The sequence below is a fragment of the Tibeticola sediminis genome (genome assembly GCF_003843835.1).
Lineage (GTDB): Bacteria > Pseudomonadota > Gammaproteobacteria > Burkholderiales > Burkholderiaceae_C > Tibeticola > Tibeticola sediminis.
In genome coordinates this window covers 75,116-96,712 of the sequence record NZ_RKQL01000006.1, presented here as the reverse complement: position 1 = coordinate 96,712, position 21,597 = coordinate 75,116, and the positions used below count along the sequence as shown (strand labels likewise).

22 protein-coding genes and 1 tRNA gene are annotated in these 21,597 nt (G+C 67.3%); 8 read left to right on the top strand and 15 right to left on the bottom strand.

Going from position 1 to position 21,597, the window contains the following annotated elements; all coding sequences use genetic code 11:
• Positions 1-13: 13 nt before the first annotated feature.
• Positions 14-568 (bottom strand): YceD family protein, encoded by a 555-nt coding sequence (locus EDC62_RS11690; protein ID WP_124223975.1) that lies wholly within the window; start codon positions 566-568, stop codon positions 14-16.
• A gap of 25 nt (positions 569-593) precedes the next feature.
• Here EDC62_RS11690 and EDC62_RS11685 point away from each other — a divergent pair, with 25 nt between their 5' ends.
• The gene (locus EDC62_RS11685; protein ID WP_124223973.1) at positions 594-1,211 is read left to right on the top strand and encodes a Maf family nucleotide pyrophosphatase; all 618 of its coding nucleotides are present in this window, start codon (positions 594-596) and stop codon (positions 1,209-1,211) included.
• Positions 1,208-2,035, top strand: a complete 828-nt coding sequence (locus EDC62_RS11680; RefSeq protein WP_245968858.1) for an SAM-dependent methyltransferase — start codon at positions 1,208-1,210, stop codon at positions 2,033-2,035. The genes EDC62_RS11685 and EDC62_RS11680 overlap by 4 nt, the downstream gene beginning before the upstream one ends.
• Before the next feature lie 13 nt (positions 2,036-2,048).
• Here the strand turns inward: EDC62_RS11680 and EDC62_RS11675 are convergent, their stop codons facing one another.
• From EDC62_RS11675 to EDC62_RS11660, 4 genes are read right to left on the bottom strand one after another with little or no spacing between them, the layout of a single operon-like run.
• Positions 2,049-3,056, bottom strand: a complete 1,008-nt coding sequence (locus EDC62_RS11675) for a S49 family peptidase (RefSeq protein WP_124223971.1) — start codon at positions 3,054-3,056, stop codon at positions 2,049-2,051.
• Positions 3,057-3,068: 12 nt separating this feature from the next.
• A complete protein-coding gene (locus EDC62_RS11670; RefSeq protein WP_124223970.1) occupies positions 3,069-3,455 on the bottom strand; it encodes a Rieske (2Fe-2S) protein in 387 nt (128 codons plus the stop codon).
• 4 nt (positions 3,456-3,459) lie between these two features.
• The gene (locus EDC62_RS11665; RefSeq protein WP_124223968.1) at positions 3,460-4,122 is read right to left on the bottom strand and encodes an HAD family hydrolase; all 663 of its coding nucleotides are present in this window, start codon (positions 4,120-4,122) and stop codon (positions 3,460-3,462) included.
• Positions 4,100-5,119 carry an RluA family pseudouridine synthase gene (locus EDC62_RS11660; RefSeq protein ID WP_124223966.1) on the bottom strand — a complete coding sequence of 340 codons (1,020 nt, stop codon included), beginning with the start codon at positions 5,117-5,119 and terminating at the stop codon, positions 4,100-4,102. Before EDC62_RS11660 ends, EDC62_RS11665 begins: the two co-directional genes overlap by 23 nt.
• Positions 5,120-5,357: 238 nt before the next feature.
• On the opposite strand from EDC62_RS11660, the gene EDC62_RS13045 reads away from it, so the two are divergent.
• On the top strand, positions 5,358-5,537 hold the full coding sequence (locus tag EDC62_RS13045) for a hypothetical protein (protein WP_170159067.1): 180 nt from the start codon (positions 5,358-5,360) through the stop codon (positions 5,535-5,537).
• A gap of 112 nt (positions 5,538-5,649) precedes the next feature.
• A complete protein-coding gene (locus EDC62_RS11655) occupies positions 5,650-8,478 on the top strand; it encodes an Rne/Rng family ribonuclease (protein ID WP_124223964.1) in 2,829 nt (942 codons plus the stop codon).
• A 254-nt stretch (positions 8,479-8,732) separates the two neighbouring features.
• On the opposite strand, the gene EDC62_RS11650 is transcribed toward EDC62_RS11655, so the two are convergent.
• The 4 genes from EDC62_RS11650 to hemC are packed head-to-tail and all read right to left on the bottom strand — an operon-like array spanning position 8,733 to position 12,915.
• Positions 8,733-10,031 carry a heme biosynthesis HemY N-terminal domain-containing protein gene (locus EDC62_RS11650; RefSeq protein ID WP_124223962.1) on the bottom strand — a complete coding sequence of 433 codons (1,299 nt, stop codon included), beginning with the start codon at positions 10,029-10,031 and terminating at the stop codon, positions 8,733-8,735.
• Between the two features lie 31 nt (positions 10,032-10,062).
• On the bottom strand, positions 10,063-11,145 hold the full coding sequence (locus EDC62_RS11645; RefSeq protein WP_124223960.1) for a uroporphyrinogen-III C-methyltransferase: 1,083 nt from the start codon (positions 11,143-11,145) through the stop codon (positions 10,063-10,065).
• Positions 11,142-11,933 carry a uroporphyrinogen-III synthase gene (locus tag EDC62_RS11640; RefSeq protein ID WP_245968857.1) on the bottom strand — a complete coding sequence of 264 codons (792 nt, stop codon included), beginning with the start codon at positions 11,931-11,933 and terminating at the stop codon, positions 11,142-11,144. Before EDC62_RS11640 ends, EDC62_RS11645 begins: the two co-directional genes overlap by 4 nt.
• Before the next feature lie 31 nt (positions 11,934-11,964).
• The gene (hemC, locus tag EDC62_RS11635; protein WP_124223958.1) at positions 11,965-12,915 is read right to left on the bottom strand and encodes a hydroxymethylbilane synthase; all 951 of its coding nucleotides are present in this window, start codon (positions 12,913-12,915) and stop codon (positions 11,965-11,967) included.
• Positions 12,916-13,060: 145 nt separating this feature from the next.
• Between hemC and ppc the strand changes: the two genes are divergently transcribed.
• Positions 13,061-15,925 carry a phosphoenolpyruvate carboxylase gene (gene ppc, locus EDC62_RS11630; RefSeq protein WP_124223955.1) on the top strand — a complete coding sequence of 955 codons (2,865 nt, stop codon included), beginning with the start codon at positions 13,061-13,063 and terminating at the stop codon, positions 15,923-15,925.
• Positions 15,926-15,999: 74 nt separating this feature from the next.
• On the opposite strand, the gene EDC62_RS11625 is transcribed toward ppc, so the two are convergent.
• On the bottom strand, positions 16,000-16,230 hold the full coding sequence (locus EDC62_RS11625; protein WP_124223953.1) for a sulfurtransferase TusA family protein: 231 nt from the start codon (positions 16,228-16,230) through the stop codon (positions 16,000-16,002).
• 124 nt (positions 16,231-16,354) lie between these two features.
• Entirely contained in the window at positions 16,355-17,257 is a 903-nt protein-coding gene (cysM, locus tag EDC62_RS11620; protein WP_124223951.1) for a cysteine synthase CysM, read from the bottom strand.
• 38 nt (positions 17,258-17,295) lie between these two features.
• On the opposite strand from cysM, the gene EDC62_RS11615 reads away from it, so the two are divergent.
• Positions 17,296-17,380 (top strand) — tRNA-Leu (locus tag EDC62_RS11615).
• 53 nt (positions 17,381-17,433) lie between these two features.
• Here the strand turns inward: EDC62_RS11615 and EDC62_RS13260 are convergent.
• Entirely contained in the window at positions 17,434-17,613 is a 180-nt protein-coding gene (locus tag EDC62_RS13260; RefSeq protein WP_342767075.1) for a hypothetical protein, read from the bottom strand.
• On the bottom strand, positions 17,601-18,266 hold the full coding sequence (locus EDC62_RS11610) for a phosphodiesterase (RefSeq protein ID WP_342767074.1): 666 nt from the start codon (positions 18,264-18,266) through the stop codon (positions 17,601-17,603). The genes EDC62_RS13260 and EDC62_RS11610 overlap by 13 nt, the downstream gene beginning before the upstream one ends.
• A gap of 165 nt (positions 18,267-18,431) precedes the next feature.
• On the opposite strand from EDC62_RS11610, the gene EDC62_RS11605 reads away from it, so the two are divergent.
• Positions 18,432-18,986, top strand: coding sequence for a glycine zipper 2TM domain-containing protein (locus tag EDC62_RS11605; RefSeq protein WP_124223949.1), 555 nt, complete (start codon positions 18,432-18,434; stop codon positions 18,984-18,986).
• Between the two features lie 47 nt (positions 18,987-19,033).
• On the opposite strand, the gene EDC62_RS11600 is transcribed toward EDC62_RS11605, so the two are convergent.
• Positions 19,034-19,840: a spherulation-specific family 4 protein gene (locus tag EDC62_RS11600; RefSeq protein ID WP_124223947.1), complete on the bottom strand. Its 807-nt coding sequence runs from the start codon at positions 19,838-19,840 to the stop codon at positions 19,034-19,036.
• Between the two features lie 353 nt (positions 19,841-20,193).
• Here EDC62_RS11600 and EDC62_RS11595 point away from each other — a divergent pair, with 353 nt between their 5' ends.
• Positions 20,194-20,505, top strand: coding sequence for a DUF2853 family protein (locus EDC62_RS11595; RefSeq protein ID WP_124223945.1), 312 nt, complete (start codon positions 20,194-20,196; stop codon positions 20,503-20,505).
• Between the two features lie 53 nt (positions 20,506-20,558).
• Here EDC62_RS11595 and EDC62_RS11590 read toward each other — a convergent pair whose 3' ends face one another.
• Positions 20,559-21,488, bottom strand: a complete 930-nt coding sequence (locus tag EDC62_RS11590) for an SDR family oxidoreductase (RefSeq protein WP_124223943.1) — start codon at positions 21,486-21,488, stop codon at positions 20,559-20,561.
• Between the last annotated feature and the right edge of the window lie 109 nt (positions 21,489-21,597).

Below are 21,597 nucleotides of genomic sequence, written 5' to 3'. Positions count from 1 at the left end.
CGCACAGCCCCGGTCAATCCCGCCCCTTTTTCCCCGCCGTCCACTGAGCCAGCACATCGAAGGGCCGCGCCCGCTCGGCCTGCGCCGCCTCGAAGTCTGGATCGACCACGGCGAAAGGAACATCGACCGGGCATTGCTCGTGCTTGGGCACGATCGGCAGTGCCAACAACAACTCGTCTTCGATCAGCGCATGGAGGTCAAAGTCCTTCGACAGCACCAGGACATCCTCCTCGACCTCGTCATCGAGCCGCTCGGCGATCGATTCGTCGGCCGCAAAGCGGAACCACCGGTCCACCTCGACCGGGATCTCGACCCGACCGAGACAACGCTGGCAAAGCAAGGGCACCACCGCCTGCAGCTGCAGATGCAACCAGATCTGCGGCCCGCCCCCCAGTTGCGGCCGCGCCTCACCGAGCCCGCGCGCCTGCACCGACAAGCCTTCGACGCCCCCCACCGCATCGGCGACCACACGCGCAAAGCCTGAGAGGGGCTCCACGATCTCGAACGTGCCGCCGCGCCGGGCAAAGGCGTCAATGTCGACTCGCTTGAGATTGAAGATCGGCTTCATGGCGCGAGTGTAAGAGAATCGCCGCATGCACGTCCCCCAACAAGCCCCTGCGCGCCGCCCGCTGATCCTCGGCTCGACCTCGGTCTATCGCCGCGCCTTGCTTGAACGCTTGCAGATCCCCTTCGAAGTCACCGCTCCCGAGGTCGATGAGAGCCCCCTGCCCGGCGAAACCCCAGCCCGCTTGGCCGCCCGCCTCGCGCTGGCCAAGGCCCAGGCGGTGGCCCAGCGCCATCCTCGAGCGATCGTCATCGGCTCTGACCAAGTGGCCGATCTGCATGGCGAGTCCTTGGGCAAACCTGGCACACACGAGCGCGCCCGCGCCCAGTTGCAGCGGATGCGCGGCCAGTGGGTCCACTTTCACACCGCCGTCGCGGTGGTCTGCATCGAAGCCGATTTTGCGCAAACCGAGTGCGCGGAGGTTCGGGTTCGCTTTCGCGCGCAGGCAGATGGGCTCGACGACGAGGCGATCGAGCGCTATCTCGCCGCCGAGCCCGCCTACGACTGCGCCGGAAGCGCGCGCAGCGAGGGGCTCGGTATCGCCTTGCTCGACTGCATCGAAAGCGACGACCCGACGGCGCTCGTCGGGCTGCCGCTGATCCGAACCTGCCGACTCTTGCGAGCCGCCGGGCTGCAGCTGCCATGACCCAGCCCTCGAAAACGTCGTTGTCCGATGCAGTGGGCCAGCCCGCCGCACCCCGGCTCGGACGGCTGTTCCTGGTACCGGCTCCGCTCGACCATGGCTGTGCGGAACCCACCCGGCTCGAAGACTCCCTGCCCTCCGGCACCCTGGCGGCTGCCGCGCAGATCACGCACTGGATCTGCGAAAACGCGCGTTCGGCTCGGGCCTATCTGAAGCGCATCTCGGCCATCGTGCCGCTGGCCGCCCCCCTGCAAGCGCAGCACATCACCGAGTTACCGCGCCTGGCCCACAAGAAAGGGGATCATTCTGGCGCTGCTGGCGCCGAATACGACGCGGCAGGCCTCTTGGAGGCGGCGCGGGCCGGCGCCGACATGGGACTGCTCAGCGAAGCCGGCATGCCCGGCATCGCCGATCCCGGCAGTGCGGTCGTCCGCGCCGCGCACCGTCTGGGCCTGCCCGTCATTCCGCTCGTGGGTCCCGTCTCGCCAGTCCTGGCGCTGGCGGCCAGCGGGCTCAACGGGCAAAACTTCGCCTTCATCGGTTATCTCCCGCAAAACCCCGATGAACGGGTGCAGCGCATCCGCGCCCTCGAGGCCTACGCGATCAAGACCGGACAAACCCAGTTGTTCATCGAAACACCCTATCGCAACCGCGCCCTGCTGCAGGCCTTGGTGCAAACGCTGGCTCCCCAAACCCTGCTGGCCGTGGCCTGGGGCGTCACGCTGCCGGGTGGCCGGATCATCAGCCAGCCGGTCAGCGCGTGGCGAACGATGGCGATCGACGCCGTCGCAGCCGAATGGCCCGCGGTGTTTGCGATCGGGCGATAGCTCGGTCGGCTCGTCAGCGCAGCGGGGGTGCCGTCCGAAGCGCCCGAGCCGCGCCCTCACCCACCGCGGCGCCAAATCGCTTGACGAGCCGCTCGGCGACGTTTTCGCGGCGGGTGTAATCGACGATGTCTTCCGCGTGAACCACATCGCGGGCGACGGAGTCGAGCGTTCCGTATGCATCGGCCAGACCCAATTCGATCGACTGCTGGCCGGTCCAAAACAGCCCGCTGAACATGTCGGGATGCTCCTTGAGCCGATCCCCGCGCCCTTTTTTCACGGCTGCGATGAATTGCGCATGAATCTGGTCGAGCATCGTTTGCGCGTGGGCGCGCTGGGCCTCGGTTTGCGGACTGAACGGATCCAGGAAACCTTTGTTCTTTCCCGCCGTCAGCAGCCGTCGCTCGATGCCCAGCTTGTCCATCAAGCCGGTAAAGCCAAAGCCATCCATGAGGACGCCGATGCTGCCAACGATGCTGGCCTTGTCCACATAAATCCGGTCGGTCGCTGCCGCGATGTAATACGCGGCAGAGGCGCAAGACTCTTCCACGACCGCATAAATCGGCTTGCCGTGCTGGGCACGCAGCCGCGCGATCTCGTCGTTGATGATGCCCGCCTGCACGGGGCTGCCGCCGGGCGAATTGATCAGCAGCACCAGCGCGCGCGAACCCGAATCTTCGAGCGCGTCGCGCATCGCGGCAACCACCTGGGCCGCGCTCGCCTCGCCGTCGGAGGTGATTTCGCCCTTGATCTCGACCACTGCGGTGTGCGCGGTCGACGGCTCCTTGGGGACCGCCCCATTCGAGTAAAACATCCAGGCCAGGGCGACGAAAAACAGCAGCCACCCGAGGCGAACGGCCGTGCGCCAGCGACGCGCGGCTCGCTGCTCCTCGAGGGCCGCAAACGCCAACCGCTCCAGCGTCTGGCGCTCCCAGCCCGCCGCGGCGGCGTCGGAGGCCGCAGAGACAGCAGAAGTCGCGTCTTCGGGCGTCGCGACCGGACGCTCAGCATCGTTTGAATTCATGGAGATCGATCGTCAAAGGTCATCAAAAGTCGGCTCGGGCTGTATGTCTTTCGAGGGCCGCCAAAACACCGTGCCGGCGACCTCTTCGACCGTAATCGCGGTCAGCGGGCCTCGGCAGGGTCCTGCGGCGCAAGCACCCGTATCGGGCCGGTACGTGGCACCATGCGTGGCACAGATCAGCCATTGTCCACTGGAGTCGAAAAACCGGTTCGGCTGAAAGTCCATCTCCATCGGCAGGTGGCTGCACCGATTCAGGTAGGCATGGACACGGCCGCGCCAGCGCACGGCAAACGCCCGACACGGCTCTGCGCGCCAACGAACCTCGAACGGCACGGCGTCGCCGCCCTCCAGCAAATCCGAGCTGGCACACAAAGCCACGGGCTGATCGACGGGCGCCATGCACTCAGCCTCGTTCGCGCAGCCAGCGCTGAAGATCAGGGACCGTAGGCGCCACATACAGTGGCTGCAAGGGCTGCAACAGCGCGGGATCGTGCGCCCCATACGCGACACCCACCGCCGGACAGCCGGCGTTGCGCGCCATCTCCAGGTCGTGGGTGGTGTCCCCAATCATGAGCGTGCGGTCTGGGTCGGAGCCAAGCTCCTCCATGAGTTCGAAGAGCATCTGGGGATGCGGCTTGCCCGCCGTCTCCTCGGCAGTCCGCGTCGCCGAGAAATACGGGCGCAGGCCGCTGTGGTTCAGCGCTTCATCCAGACCCCGCCGGCTTTTGCCGGTCGCCACCGCGAGGGTGCGACCGGCACGCTGGAGCTCTTCGACCAAGGCCCGAACGCCGTCGAACAGGGCGATCTCGTGTTGGGCAGCGAAATAATGGTGGCGGTAGCGGGCCACCAGATCCGGCAGACGCTCCTGCGCCACATCCGGCGCCGCCCGGCGCATGGCCTCGGCCAGGCCGAGGCCGATCACCCAACTCGCCTCGGCTTCATCGGGCACGGTCCCGCCGACGTCTTCGACCGCCTGCCGGATGCAGCGCACGATGAGCGCCGTTGAATCGAACAGCGTGCCGTCCCAGTCAAAGACGATGAGATCAAACCGAGCGGTTGCGGACATGGTTCCAAAACTCCTCGAGATCCGGCGGCGGCGCGGCCTCGAGCGCCATGCGCGCGCCGGTCGTCGGATGGTCAAACTCCAGCTTCCACGCGTGCAGGGCCATCCGCCGCAAGCCACTGCGTGTCAAAGCCTTGTTCCGATCAAAGTCGCCATATTTATCATCCCCGGCAATCGGGTAGCCCGCCGACGCCAGGTGCACACGGATCTGATGGGTGCGCCCGGTTTTGATCGTGACCTCGAGCCAGGTGAAACCGGGTGCGCGCTCGCGCACCCGCACGAGCGAGAGCGCGGCCTGCGCATCCGGGTCGTCGCGGGTAGCCACCCGAACCCGACGCTCACCCTCCGATCCAGCCGTCGCACCCGCGGAACCCGCAGCCACCAAATACCGCTTGAGCGGTGCATCCAGCACTTTGAGCCGCTGCGGCCATTCGCCCAGCACCCACGCCAGATAGGTCTTACCCGTCTGGCGGCTACGGAACTGTTCCTGCAGCCGCGTCAAGGCACTGCGCCGCCGCGCTACGAGCAAAATGCCGCTGGTTTCGCGATCGAGCCGATGGACGAGTTCGAGAAACCGCGCCTCGGGCCGGGCCTGCCGGAGTTGCTCGATCACGCCGTAACTCACCCCCGAACCGCCATGCACGGCGACGCCCGCAGGCTTGTGGATCGCCAGCAAGGCCTCGTCTTCGTAGAGAATTTCGAAGTCGCGCGGGGGTGCGGGTCGCAGAGCCGCAGGCGCAGCCTGGGCCACTCGGACCGGCGGCACCCGAACGAGGTCGCCACACTGCAGCCGGGTGTCGGCCTGCGCGCGCGCCTTGTTGACCCGCACCTCGCCACTGCGAATGATGCGGTACACATGGGTCTTGGGCACCCCTTTGAGTTGCCGCAGCAAATAGTTGTCGAGTCGTTGCCCGACGCCCGACTCATCGACCGTGAGGTGACACACCCGAGCCGCGTCCGGCACCTGCGGCTGCCCCTCGGGCCCTATAATGCGGCTCACGGTCGTCGGAAAGTGGTTAAGTTCGATGGAAATACGCCCCGAAAGCGGGGAGTTTATTCGACTTCAATCCCGACGCCGGTAGGTCGATGCCGCCTGAAACCATGCCGCGCAGACTGAAGGCTCGAGCCGACAGTGGCACGCCATGACCTGGGCTAGAGCCGACACCTGAAACCCTGAACGAATACCCGAGATTCGCGCGCCCAAGCCGTGCGCGAACGGATCAAAAGCGAGACATGCCGTGTGGTTCCTGACGATGCTGATGTTCTGGCGCTGGCTGCCGATGCCCGCGCAGCACATGGCATCGGCCGTTTGCAGCCGCCCCTCGTTGGCTGACGCCTTCGTCGAGTCGCCGCTGCCTGAAGGCCGCGCCCGCACCCTCGCCCTCATCCACGCCCCCCCACGCCCACAGAGGAGCTGAGGCTCTCTCCGTCGCGGCCGCCTGCGGCAACGGTTTTCTCCAGGTTTCCCGGTTTCGACTCCGGCATCGTGTGCCCCGCGAGGGCAGGTACTTTCATTTTTGAGGTTCCGCGATGAAACGGATGTTGATCAACGCAACCCAGGCCGAAGAACGCCGCCTGGCCATCGTCGATGGGCAAAAACTGCTCGACTACGAGATCGAAATCGAAGGGCGCGAGCAGCGCAAGGGCAATATTTACAAGGCCGTCGTGACGCGGGTCGAGCCTTCGCTCGAAGCGTGCTTCGTCGACTACGGGGAGGATCGCCACGGCTTCCTACCCTTCAAGGAAATTTCACGCCAATACTTCGCCGACGGCGTAGCGCCCAGTCAGGCGCGCATTCAGGACGTGATCCGCGAAGGCGACGAACTCATCGTCCAGGTCGAGAAGGAAGAGCGCGGCAATAAGGGCGCGGCATTGACGACGTACATCTCCCTGGCCGGGCGCTACGTCGTCCTGATGCCGAACAACCCCCGCGGCGGCGGCGTCAGCCGGCGCATCGAGGGCGAGGACCGCGCCGAGCTCAAGGAGGCGATGGACCAGCTCGAATACCCCAAGGGCATGTCCATCATTGCCCGTACCGCGGGCATCGGACGCAGCGCGGCCGAACTGCAATGGGATCTGAATTACCTGCTCAAACTCTGGACGGCGATCGAAAACGCGGCCAAAGGAAGCAAGGGCCCGTTTCTGATCTATCAGGAATCGAGCCTGGTCATCCGCGCCATCCGGGACTATTTCAATCAGGACATCGGCGACATCCTGATCGACACCGACGACATTTACGAGCAGGCGCAGCAGTTCATGTCGCACGTGATGCCCGAGTACGCCGCTCGCGTCAAACGGTATCGCGACGATGCCCCGTTGTTCTCGCGTTTCCAGATCGAACACCAGATCGAGACGGCCTACGCGCGCACCGTTGCGCTGCCCAGCGGCGGCGCGATCGTCATCGACCACACCGAAGCCTTGGTTGCGATCGACGTCAACTCGGCCCGCGCCATCAAGGGGGGTGACATCGAGGAAACGGCGCTGCGCACCAACCTCGAAGCCGCCGATGAGGTAGCCCGCCAGATGCGCCTGCGTGACCTCGGCGGTCTGATCGTGATCGACTTCATCGACATGGAGGAAAGCAAGAACCGCCGCGAAGTCGAAAATCGCCTGCGCGATGCGCTGCGCCAGGACCGCGCGCGCGTGCAGTTCGGCTCGATCAGCAAGTTTGGCCTGCTCGAAATGAGCCGCCAGCGCCTCAAGCCCGCGCTGTCCGAGGGATCTTCGATTCCGTGCCCGCGCTGCGGCGGCGCCGGCCACATCCGCGACACCGAAAGCTCGGCCTTGCAGATCCTGCGCATCATTCAGGAAGAGTCGATGAAGGACAACACTGCCTCGGTGTTGTGCCAAGTCCCGGTGGATGTCGCCTCCTTCCTGCTCAACGAAAAGCGCACCGAGATCGCCAAAATCGAACTCAAGCAGCGCATCCACGTGCTCGTCGTGCCCAACAAAGCGTTGGAGACGCCCAACTACAAGCTCGAGCGGCTGCGCCACGACGACCCGCGGCTCGACCTCATCGAGCCCAGCTACAAGCTGGCCGAAGAAGTCGAGGACCCGACCTCGATCACCCGCCGCTCGCAAGAGCCGACGAACCGCCAAACGCCCATGATCAAGGGCGTGCTGCCCGACATGCCCGCTCCGGCCCCCGCCCCGGCCCCGGTCGCAGCGGCACCCGACGCGACCGCGCCTGCCGCTGCACCCGTGCCGCTGACGACGGCCCCAGGCAAGAGCGGCGGCTTCTTCGGCTGGATCAAGGCCTTGTTCGCTCCGGCCGCTGCCACCCCACCCAGCGCACCCGAGCCGAGCGCCGTCCCTGCCGCGCCCGCATCGCGCACCACCAACGGCGAGAGCAACCGGGGCGGGCGCGGCAATGGGCACAATGGGCAGCGAAGCTCAGGACGCCGGAACGATCGAGGCGAGGGTCGGCGCGACAACCGCCGCGGCGGCGAAGCGGCTGGTGAACGCGCCACGGTCCGCCAGGGCGGCTCCGCCGAGGCCGAGTTGAACGCGTCGTCGTCGCCGACCGTCGCGCCGAACACCGGTTCATCCGGCGCGACGCAGCGACCGCGCGGCGGGCGCAACGATCAGCGACGCGAGCGGCCTGAAGGCCGTCCCGAAGGGCGCGCCGAGCGTCCCGCCCGCCCCGAATCGGCTGGCACGGCCACCGAGACGGCTGCATCGACCACCCCGGACACCGAAGCGCTGACGGCGCAGAACTTGGGCGCAGAAACCGTCACGACTTCCGTCGAACCGAAGGGCACGCGCGATCGCCGCCCGCGCGAGCGTGGCCGCCGCGAACGCCGCGACCGCGACACCACACGCGAGACCGAAGCTGCACCAGCTCCCGACCGGGAAGCAGCCGCAACACCGGCCGCCCCGGCGGACGAAGCCGCGCCCAGCACCAGCGGGCGTCGTTCGTATTTCGACCGCCCCGAGACCGCCGCGATGCAGCCAGCAACAGCGCCAGCGGCCCCCGCGCCGAGCGAAGCGCTGGCAGAGTCGACTCCCGCCCCGCAGGCGGCGGCGCCCGCGGAGCCGGCTCCGGCTCAGCAAGCAGCCCTGCCTGCCGAAGCACCCGCGCCAGCGGCTGCAGCCGCTCGGGCCGAGCCCGCAGCACCGGCTGCGGTCGAGCCGTATCGGCTGCCTGTGGACAGCCTAGAAGCCTTGGCGCGAGCGTCGGGCTTGGTTTGGGTGCATTCCGATGCGGCCAAGGTCGCGGCGGCCCAGCAAGCCATCGCCGCCGAAGTCGCGCCGCCGCGGGTTCCGCGCGAGCGCCCCGCACCCGTGGCCCCGGATGACGCGCCGCTGATCCTGGTGGAGACACGACGCGACCTCAAGAACCTCGAACTTCCCTTCTGAGAGGGGTAGGTGATCTCCCCCCCTAGGCGACGCGCGAGCGCCGCCGCCGGGATGGGATGAGCGGCGCGGCGCTGGCGAGCGGCCGCTTCAGCTCAGAGGCTGAGAGGGAATTGGGCGTGCCCGAAGGGGCGCCCCAAAACGCGCCCGAGTAGGCGCAAAGCACAGCCGTAGCTCGGGCTACGGCGCGCATTTGCAACGCCCTCTGGCGTGTTTTGGGGCGTCAAAGCGGGTATGACCGATTGCCTCTCGGCCTCTCAGACGGCTGCGGCCTGCTTCCAGGCCGTCATCGCGGCTGCCGTGTCGTTGCGACGCTCGGCCAACTCGGCGAGTGCCACCCAGGCAGCCCGCAGGAGGCGTGCCTGCTCGAGGCTCGCAGCGGCTTGCTGCAGTAAAGACTCGGCCTTGCCCCAAAGCTCGCGCTGTTTGCACGCCATGCCCGCGAGGTATTGCAAATGCCCGTCGCGGGGGTGGCGCTGCTGTGCCTGCTCGATGCGAGCAAGCCATTCGCGGTCGGCGGCGCCGTCACCGGTGATGAGGCAACGCTCGAGTGCCAGCACCAAGCCCGTGCGCAAAGCGGCGGTCGATTCGCCGCCGGCCTCGAACACCTGCACCCAAACCGGCTCGAGCCAACGCCGCGCCAGCACCGGACTGCCCGAGAGGTCGAGCAGTCGGCGCGCGGCGGCTACCGCCACTTCCGGCAACGCACGTTCGACGGCCGTGCACTGCTGCCAGGCCTGAACCACTTGCTCGGGCTCGCGGCTTTGTTCGATCCAATCGATCGCGAGGCTGCGTAGCAAGCTCAGGCCCGCCTGCGGCGCGAACGCGCGGTGCTTGACGAGCAAACGCGCGGTCTCGAGGGCGAGTTGGGTCCGCCCGCCGACACGGGCGGCTTTCAAGCGCAGGCGCAGCGCCACCGTGCGCCGCTGCGCGCCCTGCGGCAGGCTGGAGAGCCAATCGAGGGCGGCCGCGGCGTCGTTGTCATCCAGCGCCCACTGGGCCGCCCGCAAGCGCGCGGCCTCGGCCCATACCGCAGGCGCGGCCGCGACAGCGCCCGACCCAACGTGGGGCGGATTCAGAATCTGCTGCAGATGCTCGTCGCGCGCGCGGTGGTCCCGCAGCGCATGCGAAGCGTCGGCTGCGGCCAGGTGCGCCTGCGCCCGCAGTGCGACGGCCGTCTCCGCGCCCAAGGCCCGAGCCAGGTCGGGCGATTGCAGGCGTCCGAGGGCTTCGAGGGCGGAACGCCGCGCCCGCGTGTAACGCCCGGAGCGCTCCCAGGCCAAGGCATCGTGCAGCGAGCGATGCACAGCGCGCTCGCGCTGCTGCAAACGCCAGGCACGGGCTTGGGCCGGCAGCGCCCGCAAGGCGCCGAGGGCGCGCATGGCGGCGTAGAGCAGCGCAAAGCCGACGACGAGCCCGAGCAGCACCAGATTGAGCGACAGATCGACCCGCCAAGGTGGCCAGAACACGCTCACGGTCGCCACGTTCTCCCCGGCGAACAGGGCGAGCGCGACGGCCACCGCGAAAAGGATGAGCAGGCGAATCACGATGCGCATCGGAGCCACCAACGACGATCAGCCGAGCCGGTCAACGCGTGGCTCCTGCGGCGGCGGCCAGCGCGGCCAACGTTTCGTCGACCCGCGGCAGCTCGGCGCTGCGCATCTGACTCTGGATTTGCTGCAAGAGCGTGGCAGCCAACTGGGTCTTCTTCGACGCGGGGTCGAAATAGCGGTTGATCAGGTCCGCCGCAGCAGCCAGATCGGCGCGCGCCGCCGCATGTTGGCGCGCCAGCAGCCCCAACCGCGCGTTGATGATGCGAAGCTTGAGGTTTTCGCGCAGGAAAAAGCCCTGTTCAGGCGAGAGCAACGCGGCCTCGGGCTGCGGGATTCGCGAGACCCGAACCAGGCCCTGGAACGGCTGCCAGACGCGCGCGAGCCAGCGCTGCCACAGTGGGTCTTCGGCCCGAAGCGGCGGCGCATCGGCCGGCGCCCGCCCCTGGCTGCGGGGCGGCGGATCGGCGGCCAGTGGGATTTCGTCGACGAGCCGCACGAGTTCGTCGAGCTTGACCAGCAAGGCGGGCGTGTCCGGCAGGTTGGCGCTTCGTATGCGGTCGATGTCACGGGCGAGCGCACGCTGCAGCGGGGCGAGTCGCGGCTGGGCCACACGGGCCAGTCGCTGCTCGGCGCTCTTGAGCTGAGCGAGCAGCGGTTGCGGACTGCCGGTGAGTTCCGCCTGCTGCTGGCCGAGCCGGATCGCCGCCTCGATGTCGACGATGAGGTTTTCGTCACGCGAACGCGACAGGGTCTGGAGCAACTCTTCAATCTGGCTGCGCTGCAAGGAAACTTCGGCCAGGCGAGCCTCGAGCACCGCCTGCCGCGACGCGGCGTCGCGCGCCTGGTCGAGCGCTTGCCGCGCCAGGGTCCGTGCCTCGATGGACTGGGCGGTGGCCTCGGCACTTTGGCGGGCGAGCTGTTCGGCCATGCCCGAAACTTTCTGCCACAGGAAAAAGCTACTGGCGAGCGCCAGCCCCGAGGCCAGCGTCAACCAAAACCAAGGCTGCCGCCACAGCGCACGGGATGCGCCTGCTGCCGCCTGCGGCACAACAGCAGCGCCCTCGTGCGGCGCATCCGAGGGCATGGCATCGGGGCTGTGCGGCGCTGGCTCGTTCATTGCAACGATTTTATCGACGCGGCAACGGCTGCGGGGTCGCTCGGGCACAAAGCGACCGAGCCGAATCCGAGCGCCCGTGCCGCCTCGGCGATCCGCGTATGGGTTGCGAGAGCGCGTGCCCGTTGCCAAGGCGCGTCGGGCAGCCTCCGGCGCAGCACGCCCAGCGCCTGCGTGCTGCTCAGCACCCAAACCGCCCGATGGTCGAAGGCCCACTGCACGAGGGCGATCTCCTCCAGCCCCAGCTCGGCCGGCAATCGTCGATACGCAACCACCCCGTCGACGAGCGCACCCGCCGCGAGCAGCCGATCGGCGAGCCATTCACGCCCCTCCGGCCGCCCTTGGGCATCACCGCCGCGAACGATCAGCACCCGCACGCCAGGCCGCACCCCGGGGCTGACCTGCTGCCACAACGCCTCGGAGTCGAACGCGCCCGCCTGCAGCGCGGGCGCGTCGATGCGCTCGGCGGGCCAACCACGCTCCAGCAAGGCCCGCCGCGTCCCCGGGCCGGTCACCCACGCTCTTGTTTTCAGAGCTATCGAAGACCAATTCACGCTGGCATGGCCCGGTTTTGATCCCAAAAAATGCGCCACGGCCGCAGCGCTGACGAACATGACGGCGTCGTAGGCGCCGAGCTGCTCACGCGCGGCCTCGAGCGCGGGCGTGGGCGACACCGCACCGATCTGGAGCAGCGGCAAGGCCCAGGCCCAGATGCCCAGATTCTCGAGCGAGCGCACCCAGCGCGCGGCCTGCGGCTCAGGCCGGGTGACGATCGCAACCGGCATCGTCATCGCGCCGCGCAACCCGGCTGCCGCGGCGCCGTCACCGCGCGCCCTGAGCGCGAAGGTCTGCCGCCACGCGCACGCCGAGCGCCTCGGCCTGCGCGGAATCGCCGACTTCAGCGCTGCCCTCGGCACGCAGCAGCGGCGCGACGCCCTCGGGGTCGCCCCAGGCGGCCGACAGCTTGAGCGTGCCGCCAGCGAGCACCGCATGGGCCGCCAAGGGCATCGAGCAGCTGCCACCGAGCGCACGGCTCACCGCCCGCTCGGCGCTGACGCAAAGCCAGGTTGCGGCATCGGCCAGCGGCGCCAAAGCGGCTTCGAGATCATGGCGATCGGCCCGGATCTCGATGCCCAGCGCGCCCTGGCCAGCAGACGGCAGCATTTCGTCGGGCTCGAAGACGCGCCGGATGCGTGCGCCCAAACCCAGCCGTTTGAGGCCGGCCGCGGCGAGGACGATGGCCGCATATTGGCCCTCGTCGAGCTTGCGCAGCCGCGTGTCGAGGTTGCCGCGCAGGGGCTCGATGCGCACGTCCGAGCGACCCAGCTCGGCCAGCCGCGCGCGCAGCAGCACGGTGCGGCGCAGACTCGAGGTCCCGACCACCGCACCCGCGGGCAAATCCTCGAGCCCGGCGCAGACCGCCGACACCCAGGCGTCCCGCGGATCTTCCCGCGCCATGACACAGGCCAGCGCGAAGCCCTCGGGCAAATCCATGGGCACGTCTTTGAGCGAATGCACGGCGAGGTCCGCCCGCCCCTCGGCCAGCGCCACCTCGAGCTCTTTGACGAACAAACCCTTGCCGCCGACCTTGCTCAGGGTGCGGTCGAGGATCTGGTCGCCGAGCGTGGTCATTCCGAGCAACTCGACGCCGAAACCCAGCGACTGCAAACGCGCACGGACGTGTTCCGCCTGCCACAGGGCCAAGCGGCTTTCCCGGGTCGCAATGACCAGAGACGAAGGGGCGGACGTCAAAATCGATCCTCCAAGAGGCATGCCAAAACGGCGTTGATGCTAGCATGTGCGCTTCGCACCAGCCCCGCAGGGGCTCGGCGTGAAACCGGGTCCGGTGCAGCCGGACCTCTTGTCGACCCCATCGGCCAGCGGGTCTCGACCCGTGGGTCGAATCCTGCCCAACCCGATGACCGCCCCCTCCGAATCCGCACCGGCCGCCCGCCCATCCCCCGCCCGTTCCTCCACGCCCGCCCGTCACGCTGCGAGCGACGCCGAGCGTCCCTTGATCGAAGACATTCGCCTCTTGGGGCGTCTGCTCGGTGACGTCATCCGCGAGCAGGAAGGGGACGACACTTTTGACCTCGTCGAGCAGATCCGACGCTTGTCGGTGGCCTTTCACCGCCACGCCGACCAGGCGGCCAACGCGGCGCTCAAGCGGCGGCTCAAAAGCCTCAGCAGCGAGCAAGCCGTCCGCGTCATTCGCGCGTTCACCTATTTCAGCCACCTGGCCAACCTGGCCGAGGACCGGCATCACATCCGACGGCGCGCCGTCTACGAACGCGCGGGTCGCTGGCAAGAAGGCTCACTCGAACACGCGCTGCGTCGCCTGCACGGCCACGGCATCGACGCCCAGACCATCGCCCGCACGCTCGAGCACGCCTACATCTCCCCGGTGCTGACCGCCCACCCGACCGAGGTGCAGCGCAAGAGCATCCTCGACGCCGAACGCAGCATCGCCCGGCTGCTCGCCGAGCGCGACGAGATCCGTGCCCGCTCCGCCGCGCAGGGCCTGAGCCGCGACGCGCTGCTGCCCAAGGAATTGGCTCGCAACGAAGCCGCCTTGCGTGCGCGCATCGTCCAGCTCTGGCAAACGCGTTTGCTGCGTTTTTCCAAGCTCACCGTCGCCGATGAGATCGAAAACGCGCTGAGCTACTACGAGACGACCTTCCTGCGCGAAATCCCACGCCTCTACGCCGACCTCGAAGACGCGCTCGGCCAGTCCTCCGTGGCGGCCTTTCTGCGCATGGGTCAGTGGATCGGAGGCGACCGCGACGGCAACCCCAACGTCACCGCCGAGACGCTTGCTTACGCGCTGTCGCGGCAGTCCGATCTCGCGCTGCGCCACTACCTCACCGAAGTTCACCATCTCGGCGCCGAGCTCTCGATGTCGACCCGACTCGTCGCGGTGACGCCCGAAATGCAGGCGCTGGCCGATCAATCGCCCGACCGCAACCCGCACCGGGCCGACGAGCCTTACCGACGCGCGCTCACCGGGGTTTACGCGCGGCTGGCAGCCACCCTCAAGGCGCTCAGCGGCGGCGAGGCCGCGCGGCACGCGGTGGCACCGCAAAACCCGTACCCCGACGCCGCGCAGTTCCTGGCCGAGCTTCGCGTCATCGAAACCTCGCTGCGCGCGCATCACGGCGAGGCCTTGATTCCGCAACGTCTGCGCGGCCTGATCCGCGCCGTCGAAGTCTTTGGCTTCCATCTCGCCACGATCGACCTGCGGCAAAGCTCCGATCAGCATGAAGCGGTCGTGGCCGAACTGTTGCGCGTGGCGCGGGTGGCCCCGAACTACGAAGTGCTCGATGAACGCGCGCGGCAGGAACTGCTGCAACGCCTGCTCTCGGACGCGCGCGTCCTACGCGTGCCCGACGCGGACTACTCCGAGCGCACCCGCAGCGAACTCGCCGTGTTCGAAACCGCGCGCCGCATGCTCGACCGCTACGGCGCGGCAGCCATTCGGCACTACATCATCAGCCACACCGAGACGGTCAGCGACCTGCTCGAGGTGCTGCTGCTGCAAAAAGAGGTCGGGCTCATGCGCGGCACGCTCGACGGCGAGGGCTCGGCGCGGCTCATCGTCGTGCCGCTGTTCGAAACCATTGCCGATCTGCGTCACGCCGCCGACATCCTGCGGGACTTCTATGCGATCCCAGGCGTCCTCGACCTGATCGAGCGTTCGGGCGGCGAGCAAGACGTGATGCTGGGCTACTCCGACAGCAACAAGGATGGCGGCATCTTCACCAGCAACTGGGAGCTCTACCGCGCGGAAATCGCCTTGGTCGAGTTCTTCGACGAACTCCATCGTTCGGGGCGGCCGGTGCGGCTGCGCATGTTCCACGGGCGCGGGGGCACGGTGGGTCGCGGCGGCGGCCCGAGCTATGAAGCCATCCTCGCCCAACCCCCCGGAACCGTTCGCGGCCAGATCCGCCTGACCGAGCAGGGCGAGGTCATCAATTCCAAATACGCCAACCCCGAAATCGGGCGACGCAACCTCGAAACCCTGGTTGCGGCCACGCTCGAGGCGAGCCTGCTGCAACCCACCCGAGCCGCCACACCCGCCTTTCTCCAGGCCGCCGCGCAGTTGTCGGAATCGAGCATGCAGGCATATCGGGATCTGGTCTATGAAACGCCAGGGTTCGAGCGTTTCTTCTTCAACGCCACACCGATCCGGGAGATCGCCGAGCTCAACATCGGCTCGCGTCCGGCCTCCCGGCGCGCCAGCCAGCGCATCGAGGACCTGCGCGCCATCCCCTGGAGCTTCAGCTGGGGGCAATGCCGGCTGACCCTGCCGGGCTGGTATGGCTTTGGGTCAGCGGTGGCGCAATTCCTCGATCGGCCCAGCGCGCCCGAGCGCGAGCGTGCGCTCGCGCTCTTGCAAAAGATGTACCGCCAGTGGCCCTTCTTCCGGACCCTGCTCTCGAACATGGACATGGTGCTCGCCAAGAGCGACCTGGGCTTGGCGTCGCGTTATGCGGAGCTGCTCCCCGATGCGCGCCTGCGCCGGCGCATCTTCACCGCGATCGAGACCGAATGGAGGCGCACCATCGACGCTTTGGAACGCATCACCGGCGCGACCGAGCGCCTCAGTGGCAATGCCGCACTGGCGCGTTCCATCCGAAACCGCTTTCCCTACATCGATCCGCTGCACCACTTGCAGGTGGAATTGGTCCGCCGCTATCGCAGCGGTGCCGATGACGAGCGCGTGCGGCGCGGCATCCATATTTCCATCAACGGCATCGCGGCGGGCTTGCGCAACACGGGCTGAGAGGCTGAGCCCCGTTTCGGGCGCCGTGCACACCGGCAAATGCCTCTGGCGCTCGCCCCCGGCTCGACCTTGCGTCAACGCCGGCGCAAGACGTGGATGTATTCGCCCGCAGGGGTCTGTTGCTGCTCGACCAATTCGTTGCCGGTCTGGCGCGCGAAGGCCTGGAAGTCGCGCACCGAGCCCGCGTCCGTCGAGACGACGCGCAGCACCTGGCCACTTTGAAGTTCGGACAATGCTTTCTTGGCCTTGAGAATCGGCAACGGGCAGTTGAGCCCGCGGGTGTCGATCTCCTTGTCGATGTTCATACAGCGTCACTCCTTTGGCTTCGGGCCATTCTAAGGAAGAGCAGGAAAGCCTGCCGAAGCCAGTTCGACCAACGCCCCCACCGAGTACCACGCTCGGCGTCTGGCCCTGTCCTTGGCCGATCGCTCATGCCGGAAAAACGCCGGTGGAGAGATAGCGGTCGCCGCGGTCGCACACGACGAACACGATGGTCGCATCCTCGACCGAGGCCGCGATTTGCTGGGCAACCCAGCAGGCGCCCGCAGCCGAAATGCCCGCGAAGATCCCCTCCTCGCGCGCAAGGCGCCGGCACATCTCCTCGGCATCGGCCTGACTGACGTAGACCAGCTCATCGACCGCCTTCGGGTCGTAGATTTTGGGCAGATATTCGGGTGGCCATTTGCGGATACCCGGAATCCGCGAACCCTCGGACGGTTGCGCCCCGATGATGCGGACCGCCGGATTTTTCTCCTTAAGGAAGCGCGACACGCCCGTGATCGTCCCAGTCGTCCCCATGGCGCTGACGAAATGCGTGATCCGCCCCTGGGTCTGCTCCCAGATCTCCGGGCCGGTCGTCTCATAGTGGATGCGCGGGTTGTCGGGGTTGGCGAACTGGTCGAGCACGCGCCCTTTGCCTTCGCGCACCATCTTGTCGGCCAGATCGCGTGCGTACTCCATGCCCCCGCTTTTGGGCGTGAGGATGAGTTCCGCCCCAAAGGCCTTCATGGTCTGCGCCCGCTCGATGGAGAGGTCCTCCGGCATGATCAGCACCATGCGGTAGCCCCGTATGGCCGCGGCCATGGCCAGCGCGATGCCGGTGTTGCCGCTCGTGGCTTCGATCAGCGTGTCGCCCGGCTGGATTTCGCCGCGCTCCTCGGCCCGCCGGATCATCGACAGAGCTGGCCGATCTTTCACCGAGCCCGCCGGGTTGTTGCCCTCGAGCTTGCCGAGGATGATGTTGCGGCGCGGTCGCCAGGTTGCCGCGCCGAGCCTCTGCAAGGCCACCAACGGCGTGTGGCCGACCGCGTCTTCAATCGTCGGGTAGTTCATGCCGACACTGTGCCATAATTTTGGCTTCAGTCCTGCCCGCCCGGGTGGTGAAATTGGTAGACGCAGGGGACTCAAAATCCCCCGCCGCGAGGCGTGCCGGTTCGAGTCCGGCCCCGGGCACCAGCCTATTCCTTCAGCCCCACGACCCCAGCCGGGGTTGTGTGCGAAGCCCAGATTCAGAACGGATGAGCCGGCCCATAGTCGCCACTGGCGGCGACATGGCTCACGATGTGCCCATCCTCTCCGAGCAGGTGCACCCCAAAACCTGGCGGCTCGCTGCGCCAGGCCGTCAGCCCCTCTTCGCGCCAGTCGAGCGCGATTTGATGCGCCGTCGATGGCACCGTCAGGGCGGGCACGCCCCCCAGACACTGAAAATCGGGCGATGCAGGTGCCCGCAAATGAGCCGGCGAACCTGGCTATGCCGCGACAAGATCCGGGCGAGTTCATCGCCGCCTTCGCGTAAGCCGATTTGGTCCATGTGCTCGATGCCACTGCGAAACGGCGGATGGTGCATGGCGACCACGGTCGGCGCATCCGGCTCGGCCGCCAAAGTCTCTTCCAGCCAGCGCAGCCGCCGAGCGCACAAAGCGCCGTGCGACGCGCCTGCAACGACCGTATCGACCGCCACCACACGCCAATCGCCCAGGCGCTGCGCATACAGCACGAAGGGCTCGAGCCCAGGATCAGCACCCGCCTGAAGATAGCGATGATCCGGGAACGACCGGCGCAGCGCGGCTGCCGAATCGTGGTTGCCCGGCATCAACCACAGCGGGCAGCCCAGGGGTTCGAGCAGGGTGCGCAAATGGGCATACTCGTCCTCGTGTCCCGCGTCGACGAGGTCGCCACTCACGAGCACCGCATCGGGCCGCTCGGGCAGGGCCCGCACGCTTTGGACCGCACGTCGAAGAAATTCCGCCGTGTCGATTTCGCCTTCGAGAAGACGGCCTGGACGCACGATGTGCGGGTCGCTGAGCTGGACCAGAACGCGAAACCGGGAAAGAGGCATCATGGGTCAACCGCCGAGGTGCAAAGGCCGCTGCTGCAGTCGTACCGGCCGGTTTGAGTGATCACGGGGGGCTCATGTTAATGCGCTCTTGACGATCGGAGGAGCAGTACCCATCTAGAAACGCGCTGCTCAAGCACTTTTCCACACGTTCCGGCCTCGGAGGTCCTGATGAACAAGAAAGCGGTCACTCGCCGTCCCTCGCTGCCGCTGCTGCTCTGCGGAGCGGCGGTGCTTGCCGCCATGCCCTGGGCGGCGCAGGCCGACGAATGGGCGCGGGTGGTGTCGTCGACCCCGATCGTGCAGCCGGTCACGGTGCAGCGGCAGGTCTGCGCCCCGCCAGCCACCCCGCCAAGCCCAACGAGCACGGGTGTCGGTGCCGTGATCGGAGCCATAGCCGGCGGGGTGATCGGCAATGCCATCGGCGGCGGCTCAGGGCGCGACCTCGCCACCGGTGCCGGAATCGTCGGCGGCGCGATCGTCGGCAACCAGATCGAAAGCTCGAACCGTGCCCAAGCTCAAGCGGCCCAGCAGTGCACGACGCAGAACGTGGTCGAAAGCCGGGTCATCGGCTACCAGGTCACGTGGGAATACGCGGGCAAACAATACATCACGCACATGGCGCAAGACCCGGGTGCCTGGGTGCGGGTGCAGATCATCCCGATCGAGCCCGCAGCCTTGGGCCCCACCCCGGCAGCAGCCTCACCGGTTCCCATGCCTCGCTGAACGGCGGGCTGCGATTAGGGGAACCGGCTGCCTTGGTGCGCAGCGACTCAGCGGGTGGCGTTGATGCCGATAAGCGCATCGACTTCGGCCGCGAAGTCATCCGGCAGCGCGGCCCAAGGGTCGGCTGCGGGAAGCCGGGTCGAGTAGACCCAAGCGATGCGGCGCTGAGCCAAGGACCGCACGACTGCCGCATCATCGCCCGCGGCGTAGGCCAGTTCGGCAAACATCCCCGGGGAATAGTTTTGCGTCCAACTCGCTTGACCGCTCGAAAGAACCGTATCCGCGGGGTCTTCGGCGTCGATAAAGACGTCTGCGGTCCGATTCTCGGCAAACGCCTGATCGAAGGCGACGCCCGGATTCGCGACGATCATGGCACCCAGGCCCTTGCTTCGGACGTACGTGGCCAGCGTGCCGTAATATTTCAGGTTGCGCGACGTGGCGGTCGAGGCCATTTCGTCGAAGAAGATGCCCGCCACCGGGTACCAAGAAAAATACCGATCCACGTCGGCTTGCACGGCGGAGAGCGACCGCTTTCCATACGAGGTGTAGACATAACCCAGCACCCGCCCGCCGGATTGCGCGACGGCCTGCGCGGCTGCGAGGTAATAGGCATCGAGTCGGCGCCCTGGCCCGCTCGACGGATTCATGATCGCCAGCAAAGGCACACGGGTCGCCGTCGTCGCCAACACGTTCCAGGAGCTCATGTCGACGCTCGGGTTGATGTAGGCCGGCACCAGCAAGCCCAGCGGTCCCAAAGACGTCTGCGCGCGTGCAGCGCCGCCCATGATGGCAGACGCTCCCAACGCCAGAAACCGACGCCGAGCGATCCACGAGGAGCGATTCGAAATGGTCATGAGTTTCTCCCTGCGTTTGAGTTGTCCCGACCGCAAGCCTATGCAAGAAGTCCGCGGCAACAACGTTTCGCATTGATACAGACGAAAGCGTTTATGCACCCAGCAGCCGCGCGCGGAAAGTCAACACAAAAGCAGCACCCTCATGTGACACCCAGCCAGCACCGATGCCAAATATTCCACACGGATGGGCGCGTGCCCTGGCCCCAAGCCCGTCTGCGGCCCAAGCCGCCCCGCGCCCGTGTGATGATCGGCACTGCTGGCGCTCAGCGGCGCCGGCAAGCCACTCCGGCTGTACCGCTGACGATCCACGCGGCTCGCGGCCGGGCCTTTTTGTCGAAACAGGAGACTGAACCATGAGCGACTATCTCGCCGACGTCCGCAAATACGCCCCCAATGCCAGCGAAGCGGCAGTCAACGCCATCGTGAAGTACTGCGGTATTGCGCTGCGCAATCCGGATTCATCCTTGGTTTCTGGTTCCGACCCCAAGGAGCTCGCGACCGTCCGCGACGGCTTTGCGGCCAAGAAACTGGGGCTGTCGCCGGAGGCTGCCGAAGCGGGGATTGCAAAAGTCCTGGAAAAACTCAAGGGCGTCAACCGCAAGAGCCGCGTGACCTTTTATTACCTGCTGGCCGAAGCCACCGGCACGCTCGACAAGCTTGCCTGAGCCAATTTCCGTGCTTTTTACGCTGGAGGCCGGCGTCAATAGCCGGCTCTTCGCTATTTTTTAGAGAGCAAGCCGACGGTCGGTGTCGGGTACTGCAGGCGCAGCCGAAGTTCGCGCTTGAGGCGCGTATTGACGAGCCGACGGCTTTCTCCCATGAAGCTCAGCAGCGAAATCGGCAGCGTCCGCTCCGCCTCGGAGCGCCGCACGCGCGGCGGCCGGGGCAGTCCATAGAGGTCCGCGGCGAGGTCCATGTAATCGCCCATGCGCAAGCTGCTGTCGTCGCTGACGTGGAGCACGCGCTGCGCAGACCCCCGCCAAAGCGCGAGCAGGCAGGCGCGCGCCAGATCGTCGGCGTGGATATGGTTGGTGTAGACGTCATCCTCCGCGGCAAGGACGGGGGTGCCCCGCAGCAGTCGCTCCCGCGGCGTACCACCAGGCCGATCGGGCGCGTAAATGCCGGGGATCCGCAGGATCGTCACGCGCGTGCCGCCGCGCCCGAAAAACCGGAGCATCCGCTCGGCGTCCACCCGCCTTTGCGCACGCGGGGTCTGAGGCGCCACAGGGCGGGTTTCCGCGACCCACGCGCCCCGACAGTCTCCATACACGCCCGAGGTCGATCCATAGACGAGTGATCGTGGCCGGCTGCGGCGACGCAGGGCTTGGGTCAGCGCCGCAGTGCGTCGATCGCGCCACCATTGCTGGCCCGCGTCGCTCGGTGGCGGTGCCAGATGAACGACGCGCGTGGCGATGCCGGCGAGCCGAGCGAGCGTCTCGGGTCGATCGAGGTTGCCAAGCAGTGGGGTGATGCCAGCGGAACGCAGTTGCGGCACCCGCTCGGGCGACGAGGTCAATGCATAACGACGCACGCGCGGCTTGAGGCGTGCGGCGACGCGCAAGCCCACGTCCCCGCAACCGACGATGAGGACGCGCTCGCGGCGAAAGCGCGCAGGCAGTGCGCCGAGAGGACTTTGGTTTGAAGGCAAAATTCGGTTCCCCAATCACTGGCTAAACAACGCGGCAAGCCCCGCAGAACCGCAGAGGCGGTCGGCCCCTGAATGCTCGATGTCCGAGCCCAGCACGGAATCGACCCGC